General features: G+C 60.3%; 10 protein-coding genes. 4 read left to right on the top strand and 6 right to left on the bottom strand.

Translation table 11 applies throughout. From position 1 onward, the window contains the following. Positions 1-22: 22 nt before the first annotated feature. The 3 genes from ACM6IT_RS00740 to ACM6IT_RS00730 all read right to left on the bottom strand — a co-directional run bounded on the left by ACM6IT_RS00740 (position 23) and on the right by ACM6IT_RS00730 (position 5220). Entirely contained in the window at positions 23-1450 is a 1428-nt protein-coding gene (locus ACM6IT_RS00740; protein ID WP_414917267.1) for a di-heme oxidoredictase family protein, read from the bottom strand. 183 nt (positions 1451-1633) lie between these two features. Beyond that, the gene (locus ACM6IT_RS00735; protein WP_414917266.1) at positions 1634-2983 is read right to left on the bottom strand and encodes an imelysin family protein; all 1350 of its coding nucleotides are present in this window, start codon (positions 2981-2983) and stop codon (positions 1634-1636) included. A gap of 185 nt (positions 2984-3168) precedes the next feature. Then, entirely contained in the window at positions 3169-5220 is a 2052-nt protein-coding gene (locus tag ACM6IT_RS00730; protein ID WP_056726118.1) for a putative bifunctional diguanylate cyclase/phosphodiesterase, read from the bottom strand. A 1129-nt stretch (positions 5221-6349) separates the two neighbouring features. Here ACM6IT_RS00730 and ACM6IT_RS00725 point away from each other — a divergent pair. Next, complete coding sequence (locus ACM6IT_RS00725; protein WP_414917265.1) at positions 6350-6616, top strand: DUF6124 family protein; 267 nt, start codon at positions 6350-6352, stop codon at positions 6614-6616. A 129-nt stretch (positions 6617-6745) separates the two neighbouring features. Here ACM6IT_RS00725 and ACM6IT_RS00720 read toward each other — a convergent pair whose 3' ends face one another. The 3 genes from ACM6IT_RS00720 to ACM6IT_RS00710 all read right to left on the bottom strand — a co-directional run bounded on the left by ACM6IT_RS00720 (position 6746) and on the right by ACM6IT_RS00710 (position 8517). Next, positions 6746-7342 carry a superoxide dismutase gene (locus ACM6IT_RS00720; RefSeq protein ID WP_008022038.1) on the bottom strand — a complete coding sequence of 199 codons (597 nt, stop codon included), beginning with the start codon at positions 7340-7342 and terminating at the stop codon, positions 6746-6748. A 164-nt stretch (positions 7343-7506) separates the two neighbouring features. Then, positions 7507-8109 carry a LysE/ArgO family amino acid transporter gene (locus ACM6IT_RS00715; protein ID WP_056726116.1) on the bottom strand — a complete coding sequence of 201 codons (603 nt, stop codon included), beginning with the start codon at positions 8107-8109 and terminating at the stop codon, positions 7507-7509. 6 nt (positions 8110-8115) lie between these two features. After that, complete coding sequence (locus tag ACM6IT_RS00710) at positions 8116-8517, bottom strand: ACT domain-containing protein (RefSeq protein ID WP_056726115.1); 402 nt, start codon at positions 8515-8517, stop codon at positions 8116-8118. A gap of 96 nt (positions 8518-8613) precedes the next feature. Between ACM6IT_RS00710 and ACM6IT_RS00705 the strand changes: the two genes are divergently transcribed. The 3 genes from ACM6IT_RS00705 (at position 8614) to ACM6IT_RS00695 (ending at position 11543) form a co-directional block, all read left to right on the top strand. After that, the gene (locus ACM6IT_RS00705) at positions 8614-9507 is read left to right on the top strand and encodes a LysR family transcriptional regulator ArgP (RefSeq protein WP_056726114.1); all 894 of its coding nucleotides are present in this window, start codon (positions 8614-8616) and stop codon (positions 9505-9507) included. Between the two features lie 54 nt (positions 9508-9561). After that, entirely contained in the window at positions 9562-10554 is a 993-nt protein-coding gene (locus ACM6IT_RS00700; RefSeq protein ID WP_414917264.1) for an NAD-dependent epimerase/dehydratase family protein, read from the top strand. Between the two features lie 116 nt (positions 10555-10670). After that, positions 10671-11543: a hypothetical protein gene (locus tag ACM6IT_RS00695; protein WP_056726112.1), complete on the top strand. Its 873-nt coding sequence runs from the start codon at positions 10671-10673 to the stop codon at positions 11541-11543. Positions 11544-11590 lie beyond the last annotated feature (47 nt).

The raw sequence follows: 11590 nt of genomic DNA, 5'->3' as shown, positions 1-11590 counted from the left end.
GCTCCCGCGGGTGGAATGCGTGTTAAAGGGAATTCAGGAATGCCAGCAACGCAGCGCGTTGCTCGGCATTGAAAGACAAAACCTGTTGCTGCGCCGCTGTTGCCTCGCCGCCATGCCAGAGCACGGCTTCGAGCAGGTTGCGGGCGCGGCCGTCGTGCAGGAACTGGGTGTGGCCGCTGACCGTCTGTGTCAGGCCGATGCCCCACAACGGCGGGGTACGCCATTGGCGGCCGCTGGCCTGGAACTCGGTACGGTTGTCGGCCAGGCCGTCGCCCAAGTCATGCAACAGCAGATCGCTGTACGGGCGAATCACTTGATTGGCCAGTTCAGGTTCGGCGGCGTTGCCGGCGGTGGTGTATTTCGGTGTGTGACAGGACTGGCAACCGGCCTGATAGAACAAAGTCTTGCCGGCCAGCACTTCTGGCGCGTTGACGTCGCGGCGCGCCGGTACGGCGAGGTTTCGGCTGTAGAACAGCACCAGGCGCAGGATGTTGTCGCTGACTTCCGGCTCGCCATTGGGGCCGTTGCCATTGGGGGCCTGTTTGCAGGCTGTTTGCGCGTCCGTGCAGTCATCAATGGGTCTGAGGCTGGTCGTGAGCCCCATATCACCGGAAAACGCGTGGACATTCTGCTGATTGAGGTTCGGTTGTCCGGCTTTCCAGCCAAATCTCCCCAGGACGGTCTTCTGCTGGGCATCATCCCAGACTCGGTTCGGTTGTCCGCTGATGCCTTTGTTCGCCTTGGCCTGTGCCTCGGCGTTGGCCAGGATTGCCTCGTCGGGGATCGCTTCGAGCAGGCCCAGGCCAATCATCGGCGGTGCCACGCGGGCCGAGAAGCGGGTGTCGGGGTGCATCGGGCCGTAGCCCAGTTGGGTGATGTTCAGGCTAGGTTTGCGCAACTCGACTTCAGTGCCGTCCTTGAAGCGAACCGGCACGGCGGTGTAATCGACCCGCACTTTGCCTTCGGGGGCCACGCCGGGGACGGACATGTCCTGGAACTGGCCGCCGTAGACGGGCTCCGGCACCACGCCGAGCTGTTCGATGACCCTGGCATACGCCGGGGCGTCGGGAATCGACAGCCGTACCAGCATCGACACGGCGTTCACATCGTCGGGAGTCGGCGGATGGCCGCGGCCGTCCTTGATGTGGCAGCCCTGGCAGGCATTGGTGTTGAACAGTGGACCGAGGCCATCGCGAGCGGTCGTCGTCGACGGGGCGATTACCCAGGGGCTGCGGAAGAAGCTGTTGCCGACACTGAAGTCCACGCGCCGAGACGGCGGCAGATTCGCCGAAGGCATGGAAAACGCGTTCTGATCGGTCTTGCGCACCGTTGCATTGCCGCCGGAGCGGGCTTCACCGGGTTCGGCCTGGGTGAATTTCGGGGCGTCATCGCAGGCACTCAGGCCCAGGGCCAGAAACAGTGCGGACAAGCGAAGAGGCAGCGAGGGCATCAGACATCCTGCAAGACGAGCAAAACAAGGGCGCAAAGTCTAACAGGGGATGGGAATTTGAATAAGAGGAATTATCGTTTGCTTGATGTGGGACAGGTAATTTGGCTTACCCACAATGGACGGTGTAGGGCAGGTATGAAAAAGGCGACCCGAAGGTCGCCTTATTCACTCAGCCAGCATTGATCAGAATTCGTGATCAGCGTTGTCCGGGTTCAGGTCGTTGATGCCCAATTTGCCAGCGGCGGCTTCGATCGAACCGGTCTGCTTGACCAGGGACGCAATGGCGTCACGGACGATCTGGTTGCCCGCGGTGTTGCCGGCAGCGATCAACTGGTCGTAGTGCTCACCCTTGTTGGCGTGGTCGACCATGACCTGAAGCTTGGCTTCGGTGGCGGCCAGGTCGTCTTTGAGCGAGGTGTCGGCAGCCGGATCGGCCTTGGCCACCAGGGACGACAGGCTGGCGCCGGTCATTTTGGTGCCGTCGACGCGAGTGTATTCACCCAGGTACACGTTACGAATGCCCTTGGCATCGTAGAAGTGCGAGTTGTGGGTGTTGTCGCTGAAGCAATCCTGTTCGTCTTCCGGGGAGTTGGCTTCCAGGGAAACCTTCATGCGCTCGCCCGCCAGTTCGCCCAGGGACAGGCTGCCCATGCCGAACAGCATTTTACGCAGGCCGGTTTCAGCCGGTTCCGCTTCCAGGGTGGCGCGGTAGTTGTCGGCCACGTTCGGCTTCCAGTTACCGACCATTTCTTCCAGGTCGCTGACCAGCAACTGAGTCACGGACTTCAGGTAGGCACGACGACGATCGTTGTGACCGCCGGTAGCGCCTTTGCCTTCCAGGTAGTCCGAAGCCGGACGGTTGCCGGCGCCAGGGCCGGTGCCGTTCAGGTCCTGGCCCCAGAGCAGGAATTCGATGGCGTGGTAGCCGGTGGCGACGTTGGCCTCGGAACCGCCCAGCTCGTTCAGGCTGGCGAGTTTTGCCGGGGTGATGTCTTTGACATCGACCTTGTCTTCGCCGATCTGCACTTCAGTGTTGGCGATGATGTTGGCAGTGGCACCCGGGTTGCCCAGAGCGTGTTCGTAGGATTTGTCGACGTAGTCGATCAGGCCTTCGTCCAGCGGCCAGGCGTTCAGTTGACCTTCCCAGTCGTCAACGATGGTGTTGCCGAAGCGGAACACTTCGCTCTGCAGGTAAGGCACGCGAGCGGCAACCCAGGCAGCCTTGGCGGCTTTCAGGGTGTCGGCGTTCGGCTTGGCGAGGAAAGCGTCTACGGCGGTTTGCAGGGTCTTCGCGGTGGATTCGGCATCGCTGTAAACGGCGAAAACGATGTCGGCGTAATGGGCGACAACGGCCTTGGCGGCAGCTTCGTCGACTTTACCGGCAGCAGCAGGCGCAGCGGCTGGAGCAGCCGGGGCAGCCGCAGTGCTGGCAGCTGGCGCGGCAGCTTTTTCTTGGTCTTTACCTTCGCCGCAACCGGCGAGGGAAATAGCGACGGCCAACAGACTGGCGGTAGCCAGAGGCATACGAATCATGGCGAACATCCTGCTTCGATAGGGGTGGAGTCGTGCTATGCACACGCAAAACTGCGACATAATGCAAATCTTTCGCATTATCTGTAAAGGGTTGTACCTGTAAATATTTCTTATTCAGCGGGTGGTTTGCTGCAAATCAAAGGATCGCCCGAGCGAGCGAGGGTCGCCGTGCGGTTTTTGACGATTCAGAGGATGGCCGCATTACTGCGTTGGGCCTGCTTGAGGTAAACGCCCAGTTCCCGTGCCGGCAAAGGCTTGCTGTAGTGATAGCCCTGACCTTCGTGGCAGCCTTCGGAAATGATATAGGCCTCTTGCTCGGCGGTTTCCACGCCTTCGGCAATCACCTGCATGCCCAGGCTCTTGCCCAACTGGATGATGGCGCGAACGATGGTCGCATCGTCGTCGTCATCGAGCAGGTCCTGGACGAAGCTCTTGTCGATCTTGATCTTGTCCAGAGGCAGGCTCTTGAGATAGCTCAAGGACGAATAGCCGGTTCCGAAGTCGTCGATGGCGATCAGCGCGCCGGAGCGGCGCAGGCTGAGCAAGTGCTGGGCCGCGGTGCTGATGTCTTCCATCAGGCCGGTTTCGGTGACTTCCAGTTCCAGGCTGCGCGGTGGCAGGCGGTACATCTGCAGCAGGTTGTTGACCACCCGTGGCAGTTCGGCGTGGTGCAATTGAACCGTAGACAGGTTTACCGCCATGCGCAGGTCGGAGAAGCCCTGGTCATGCCACTCGCGCAGTTGTTTGCAGGCCTGGTCCAGCACCCATTCGCCGATGGCAATGATGGTGCCGTTCTGTTCGGCCAGTGGGATGAACAGATCCGGCGGCACCAGACCGTGCTCGGGATGTTGCCAGCGAATCAGTGCTTCGACGCCCACCACGCGGTTGTCGCGGTAGCTGATCTGCGGCTGGTAGACGAGGTAGAACTGATTGCGGATCAACGCATCGCGCAGGTCTTTTTCCAGCTCGCGGCGACGACGCATTTCGGTGTCGACGCTGGCGATATAGAACTGATAGCGGTTGCGCGAACGGGTCTTGGCCAGCGTCATGGTCTGCTCGGCCTTTTGCAGCAGTTTCTCGGTGCTGTCACCGTCCTCGGGGAACAGGGTGATGCCGATAGTGGCGCGCAGGCGGATTTCCTGATGGTCGAGGGCAAACGCCGCTTCCAGGTCATCGAGAATGCTTTGCGCCAGCTCGGCGGCTTCGTAGGGCTGCTCGATGTCGGCCTGGACCAGGGCGAACTGGTCGCCACCGAGGCGGGCGAGGGCGCCCAGGCGACCACTATGACCGCGCAGGCGATCGGCCAGGGCCAGCAGCAATTGGTCGCCTGTCTGGTAGCTGAATTGCTCGTTGATGCCCTTGAAGTCATCGAGGCCGACACACAACACGGCGACCCGGCGTTGCAATTTGCCGGCGTCGACGAGGATCTTGTCCAGTTGCTGCTGCAATTGCTGACGGTTCGGCAGCCCCGTCAGGAAATCGTACTGGGACATGCGCACCAGGCTGTTTTCCGCTTCGTGGCGCAGATGGGTATTGCGTTCGATGGACTCGAGCAACTGGTTGGCGGTGTTGATCCAGATGCCCAGTTCGTTGTTCTCGTGCCCCTTGAGCTGCGGAATCTTGTGTTCGCTGGGACGATCCGGATTGATTTCCGTGAGGTGCTCGATGATCCGCGACAGCGGCTTGGTCAGCAGCCAGTGGTAGACCAGGTACAACACCAACCCCATGGCGAGTGCGCGCAGGACGCCGGAGATGAATATGATCACCGAGCTGACAATGAACCCTTGGCCGTAGTTGGCGGTATCGAGGGTGATGCTCAGGTCGCCGTAATACTCGCTGTAGGGCCCGCGGCCGACCAGTTGGGTGGTGAAGGTGCGTTCCTTGCCAAGAATCAGGTCGGTGAGCCAGCGACTGTTGGAGTGCTGCAATTCGCGGGTTTTTTGCGCGAGCATGGCTTCGTTGGGATGACCGATGGAGGCCTTGCGCACGGCTTCGTCCTGAAACAGGCCTTCGATCACCTGCATGCCCATTTCCCGGTCCAGGCTGTAGACGGCCTGGGTCGAGGGATCGCGAAACATGTCGAGGATCCGTTCGGCATCGCTGGCGACGGCCTGGCGTGTTTTATAGGCATCGAACACAATTTGCGCGCAGCTCAAGACCACGCCGACGATCAATGCCGACAGGAGCACGACCCGGAGCAACTTCACCGACAAGCTGTTCTTGAGTTCCAGCTTCAAAGGGTTATTCCTTGTTCCGTGCGGGTAGCATCAAGTTGCCATGAGTATTGGCAATCCCGTGATGGCAGTCAAAGGGACAATCATCCTTGGGGGATTTTGCCTGCAGCTTGGCCGATTTGCAGTTGTACTGGCGAGTTAGCCTATTAGCACTGTGTCGGTTGTCGAGTCCTTCAACTTGAGGGGCGGGGTGGAGATTTTTTCCTTCTATTTGATGTTAGTCGTCCGCGGCGGGGGAGCAAGGGCTGGACGGCTTGTTTCATCGTCGGAAAACGCCTTGGATTCTGTAGGTTGTTTTGGAGTTTTAACGGAGTACATATCCATTTCTTCGGTAACGGCGGCTTATGGTTTCGCCCTTACGGCGAGTTTCTTTGGCAAACGCCGGAGTGCCGGCCCAGCCCAAAGGAACCAAAGGTCTCGCCCCTTACGTACGGCCCCTCGCTTAGGCTCGGGGTTCCTTCGCTGCGGCATTCATCCGGGGGCATCGCCCTCCGGTTGGCTTCGCTGGCACCTACATGCGATGTGTTCGACTGCGTCGAACGGCGCTGCGCGCCCATCCCCGGATGAACACCTCCACTCAGCCTGCCGAGGGGGCGGGTGGATCAAGATCAAGAGCTGCAGGCGAGCTAACGCTCGGCCTGATGAGTGGTGAAAAAGCGGCGCGGTGTGGGCTGCTCTGCTTTTGCTCTTCTGTGGGAGCGGCGGTGCGGCGATCCGACTTGCCCGCGAAGGCGGCCTGATGGCCGACCTGGTTTTTGCAGATGTCCCCAATCCCTGTGGGAGCTGGCTCCGCGTTACGTTTTTGCGAGTTAGTGCGGTGTAGGAAAGCGCCAGAAGTTTCCCACGCAGTTTTCAGGTTGCCCGTCGGAAGCGGACTCAATAGCCTCTGACTGTCGCTGAAAACTCAGCGATCGGGTGTGAGAACCCGGCAAGTCATAGTCATCCAGTGCCAGTATCCGCATAATTGCCGCCAGCTTATCCGCTGTCTGTAAATGCGTTATGGCGGCTGTGTGCGGGCAGACTTTTGTCTGGCCGGGTGCCTATGACCGGTTTTCTCACCTCGCACATAGCTGCCACCTCTTTGCCGTGTGAGAACGGCAATGGGTGGCACCCACCGCATAGGAATATTTCAGTGGATAAGTTAATCCCCGATCCGCCCTTAAATACAGCCAAACCCTACACCCCCAACACCATGTTCATGATCGTCCCGGACATGGATACCAAATCCCTGCTGGCCCACGCTTGTGAGTCATTGGCTTCGGCCAACGTCATGGCGAGTGATTTCGCCACCTTCCTGACCGGCCCTCAGCGCAACACGGCGTTGGCCATTGCGCAGATCATCATGCTGGCGGAACTGGCGGTGAATCGTGCGTTGGATAACGTCGATTCGCAGGGATAGGTATTCAGTCAGGTTGACCGCGTCATCGTTCATCGCGAGCCTGCTCGCGAAGGGGCCCTGCCGAACGCTGAAAATCCCGGGCAATAAAAAACCCGGCTAAAAAGCCGGGTTTTTTGACTGGCGTCGAGCTTAAGCGGTGAAGGTTTTGCCTTCGAACTGCTCGGCCACGAACTTCCAGTTGACCAGGTTCCAGAACGCTTCGACGTACTTCGGACGCAGGTTGCGGTAGTCGATGTAGTAAGCGTGTTCCCAGACGTCGCAGGTCAGCAGCGGGGTGTCGCCGTTGGTCAGCGGGTTGCCGGCGCCGATGGTGCTGGCCAGGGCCAGGGAACCGTCAGCCTTCTTCACCAGCCAGCCCCAACCGGAACCGAAGGTGCCGATGGAAGTCTTGCTGAACTCTTCCTTGAACTTGTCGAACGAACCGAAGGCCGCGTTGATGGCTTCAGCCAGAGCGCCGGTTGGTTGACCGCCAGCGTTTGGCGCCAGGCAGTTCCAGTAGAAAGTGTGGTTCCAGACCTGAGCGGCGTTGTTGAAGATACCGCCCGAGGAAGTCTTGACGATTTCTTCCAGGGTCTTGCCTTCGAACTCGGTGCCTGGCACCAGGTTGTTCAGGTTCACGACGTAGGTGTTGTGGTGCTTGTCGTGGTGGAACTCCAGGGTTTCCTTGGAGATGTGCGGCTGCAGGGCATCGTGTGCGTACGGCAGTGGCGGCAATTCGAAAGCCATGATGATTCTCCTAGTCAGGTCAGTTGCGGTGAGCGCAAGGCCGATCACGGGCGGCCAGACAAGCGCCGGGGAGTTTGTACTCTTTGCGGCGCAGGGAGTCGGATCATAGCACCGGGGGGGCGGCATAACCACGCAACAACTGTGTGGAATAGAGGTTCCGCCGATCAGATGGCCGCGATCAGTTGCAGCGCTACGGCAAACATCATCACCGCCACCAACAGATCGAGAATTCGCCAGGTGCTGGGCCGGGCGAGCCACGGTGCCAGCCATGCCGCGCCGAGGGCCAGGGTGAAAAACCACAATAGCGAGGCACTGGCCGCGCCTACGACATAAGCGCCGGGCTCGGTTTGTTGGGCGCCCAGGGAGCCGATCAGCAAAACGGTATCCAGATAGACGTGCGGGTTGAGCAAGGTCACCGCCAGCGCGCTGAGCATCACCGCCCGCAGCGAGCGTACGGTCTGGCCTTCGCCCTGCTCAAGGCTCTGCTTCGAGAAGGCCCGGCGCAGCGCCTGGCTGCCATACCACAACAGGAATGCTGCACCGCCCCAGCGGGCGATGGCCAACAGCGTCGGGTTCTGCGCCAGTACGGTCGCCAGGCCGAATACCCCGGCGGCCACCAACAGGGCGTCGCAGGCCACGCAGAGCGCCGCCACCGGCAGGTGATGTTCACGTCGCAGGCTTTGCGCCAGGACAAACGCATTCTGGGTGCCGATCGCCATGATCAGGCCGAAGGCCACGAGCAGCCCGTTCACATAACTTTGCCACATGATTTTTTACTCCGCGTTGGCTGCCAGATCCCGCAGCACTTGCAGGGCGCGGTCGGCGTCGGCATGGCCGACAAACAAATGGTCGTGGTAGTAGCCGGCAATCACGTTGCAACTGATTCCGGCCTTGCCCAGTGCCGTGGCGAACGCGGCGGTCAGGCCGACCGCTTCGAGGGCCGAATGTACGTTCAAGGTGATCCAGGCTGCGATGTAGTCGAAGCTGAATCCGGCTTTTACGGCGTGGGAACGTTCGAGAATCACGGTCAGGCCTTCCTGTTCACGGAAGCTGCCGACAATCTCCAGATCCCTGGGCAACTTGCCGTCTCGCAGGGTGCAGAACACGTATTCGCCGGCGTTGAGTTGCGGGCTCATGCTGCGCAGCAGCGTTGCCAATGATGTTTCGCCAGCCATATGGGTGATCCTTGCTCAAGAGTTCTTGCTGGTCATTGTCCTTGTGAAAGCTGTATAAGAAAAACCAATCTTGCTGATCGCTCATTAGGAAAACTGATGTTCGACTATAAATTGCTTTCTGCCTTGGCCGCTGTGGTCGAACAGGCCGGTTTTGAGCGGGCGGCCCAGGTGCTGGGCTTGTCGCAATCGGCGATTTCCCAGCGCATCAAGCTGCTGGAGGCGCGGGTTGGCCAACCGGTGCTGGTGCGGGCCACACCGCCAACGCCGACGGAAATCGGCCGGCGGTTGCTCAACCATGTGCAGCAGGTGCGTTTGCTTGAACGGGATCTGCAAAGCCTGGTGCCGGCGCTGGATGAAGAGGGCCTGCCGGAACGCCTGCGGATCGCCCTGAACGCCGACAGCCTGGCCACATGGTGGGCGCAGGCGGTGGGCGAGTTTTGCGCCGAGCAACATCTGTTGATGGATCTGGTGGTCGAAGACCAGACCGTCGGCCTCAAGCGCATGCGTGCCGGTGAAGTGGCAGCCTGCGTCTGCGCCAGTGAGCGTCCGGTGGCAGGTGCGCGCAGCGTGTTGCTGGGGGCCATGCGTTACCGTGCGCTGGCCAGCCCCGCCTTCATTGCCCGGCATTTTCCGCAGGGGGTACGCGCCGATCAGTTGGCCCGAACCCCGGCGCTGGTATTTGGCCCGGACGATTTCCTGCAGCATCGCTACCTTGCGTCCCTCGGTGTCGAGGGTGGATTCGAACACCATTTGTGCCCGTCCTCCGAAGGTTTCATTCGTCTGACGGAAGCCGGGCTGGGCTGGGGGCTGGTTCCGGAACTGCAGGTGCGCGAGCAACTTGAAAGGGGGGTATTGCAGGAGCTGCTGCCAGATAAGCCGATCGATGTGCCGCTGTACTGGCATCATTGGCGTAATGGCGGCCAGTTGCTGGGGCTGCTCACCGATCAATTGGTCAGCGCATCGAAGCAATGGCTGGTGCCGTTGGACTGACGCGCAGCGTCAAGACCTCACGTAATACGCAAAACGAAATATTCGGAGCAATTCATGAAGATTCTGGTTACCGGCGCAAGCGGCTTCATCGGCGGGCGCTTTGCGCGTTTTGCCCTGGAGCAGGGCCTGGACGTGCGGGTCAACGGTCGCCGGGCCGAGAGCGTGGAGCATCTGGTACGCCGGGGAGCGGAGTTCATCCCGGGTGACTTGAGCGACCCGGAACTGGCGCGCGAGCTGTGTTCGGACGTCGAGGCCGTGGTGCATTGCGCCGGCGCTGTTGGATTGTGGGGCCGTTATCAGGACTTCCATCAGGGCAACGTCCAGGTAACCGAGAACGTGGTCGAAGCTTGCCTGAAGCAGCGAGTTCGGCGGCTGGTGCATTTGTCGTCGCCGTCGATCTACTTCGATGGTCGCGATCACCTGGGCCTGACCGAAGAACAGGTGCCCAAGCGCTTCAAACACCCTTACGCCGCCACCAAGTACCTGGCCGAGCAAAAAGTCTTCGGTGCCCAGGAGTTCGGTCTCGAAACCCTGGCCATGCGCCCGCGTTTCGTCACGGGGGCCGGCGACATGAGCATCTTCCCGCGCCTGTTGAACATGCAGCGCAAGGGACGCCTGGCAATCATCGGCAACGGTCTGAACAAAGTTGACTTCACCAGCGTGCAAAACCTCAACGAGGCGTTGCTCAGCAGTTTGCTGGCCAGTGGTTCTGCGCTGGGCAAGGCCTACAACATCAGCAACGGCACGCCGATCCCCCTGTGGGACGTGGTCAATTACGTCATGCGCAACATGGAAGTCCCACAGGTTACCCGTTACCGTTCCTACGGCCTGGCCTACAGCGTGGCGGCGCTCAACGAGGGTGTGTGCAAGTTGTGGCCGGGGCGTCCCGAACCGACGCTGTCGCGTCTGGGCATGCAGGTCATGAACAAAAATTTCACCCTGGACATCAGCCGCGCCCGGCATTATCTGGATTACGATCCCAAGGTCAGCCTCTGGACGGCGCTCGATGAATTCTGTGGCTGGTGGAAGGCCCAGGCTGTTCGCTGACCCTCGAACCATGACCCCTGACTGAACCGGATTCGGGCTTGGGGGTCAATGGTTGCGGCTGTGGGGTTTATACTGTGCGGCATAAAGCCATTATGTGATTCACTAAGGTTGATTCAATGTCTATGCGAAACGATGCCAACGACGACTTCGATGATGTACCGAGCCTGCGTGCAGACGTTCTCGATGACGACTTTGCGCCGACCGCCCGCACGGTCGTGCACTCGCGCACGGCGCCAGTGGTGAAGGTCAAGGCGGCGAGTACCGGTGCCTTGTGGGCGTTGGTCGGGGCGTTGTTCTTTGCGTTCGCGGGCCTGGCCTGGTGGAGCTTTCAGCAGATCTCCCTGATGGAGCAGCAACTGGTGGCGACCCAGGAAAGCTTCGCGCGAATCAGTGAGGAAGCGGCGGGGCGCCTGCAGGATATTTCCGGAAAGGTTGTCGCCAGCCAGACCAGCGTCAACACTGACAGCGAGGCTTTGAAGCTGCAAATCCGCCAGTTGGAAAGCAAGCTCCAGGACCAGAGCGCCCAGCAGCAAGGTGTTGCCGGCCAGGCCTCGGACCTGGACAAGCGACTGGCACAAATGACCGCGCAAACCACCGAACTGGACAAACGCCTGGCGCAATTGACTGCCCAGGACACCGAACATCAGACGGCCAATACGCAGTTACAGGCCCAGGTCAAAGCCTTGAGCACTGAACTGGCCGCCCTGAAAAGTGCCCCGTCGGATTCGGAAAAATTCGATGCACAGCTCAAAAGCCTGGGCGCCGATATTGCCGCACTGAAGAAACAAGGCAATCCGAGCGCCGCTATCGAGCGTCTTGAACAAGACATGATCGTGGTCAAGAGCGTGCAGGACAACCGTCCGGCGGTCGCGCAGGGTTCGACCAACACGGCCGAGTTCGATGCCTTCCGCAGCCAGGTCACCCGCAACATCAATACCCTTCAGGCGCAGATCCAGAACCTTCAGCAGCAACTGCGCGCCCGGCAGTAATCGACTGCTTCAGGAGGTTCCTGATATCCATGCATCCCCCATTGCCG

Source organism: Pseudomonas sp. IT-P4 (genome assembly GCF_949767755.1).
GTDB lineage: Bacteria > Pseudomonadota > Gammaproteobacteria > Pseudomonadales > Pseudomonadaceae > Aquipseudomonas > Aquipseudomonas monachiensis.
This window is presented reverse-complemented; position numbering and strand designations above follow the sequence as displayed.

Coding starts and splice junctions, on each gene's coding strand:
- ACM6IT_RS00720 (WP_008022038.1), bottom strand. CDS start 7,342: ATGGCTTTCGAATTGCCGCCACTGCCGTACGCACACGATGCCCTGCAG.
- ACM6IT_RS00710 (WP_056726115.1), bottom strand. CDS start 8,517: ATGGCTGGCGAAACATCATTGGCAACGCTGCTGCGCAGCATGAGCCCG.
- ACM6IT_RS00695 (WP_056726112.1), top strand. CDS start 10,671: ATGTCTATGCGAAACGATGCCAACGACGACTTCGATGATGTACCGAGC.
- ACM6IT_RS00735 (WP_414917266.1), bottom strand. CDS start 2,983: ATGATTCGTATGCCTCTGGCTACCGCCAGTCTGTTGGCCGTCGCTATT.
- ACM6IT_RS00740 (WP_414917267.1), bottom strand. CDS start 1,450: ATGCCCTCGCTGCCTCTTCGCTTGTCCGCACTGTTTCTGGCCCTGGGC.
- ACM6IT_RS00705 (WP_056726114.1), top strand. CDS start 8,614: ATGTTCGACTATAAATTGCTTTCTGCCTTGGCCGCTGTGGTCGAACAG.
- ACM6IT_RS00715 (WP_056726116.1), bottom strand. CDS start 8,109: ATGTGGCAAAGTTATGTGAACGGGCTGCTCGTGGCCTTCGGCCTGATC.
- ACM6IT_RS00700 (WP_414917264.1), top strand. CDS start 9,562: ATGAAGATTCTGGTTACCGGCGCAAGCGGCTTCATCGGCGGGCGCTTT.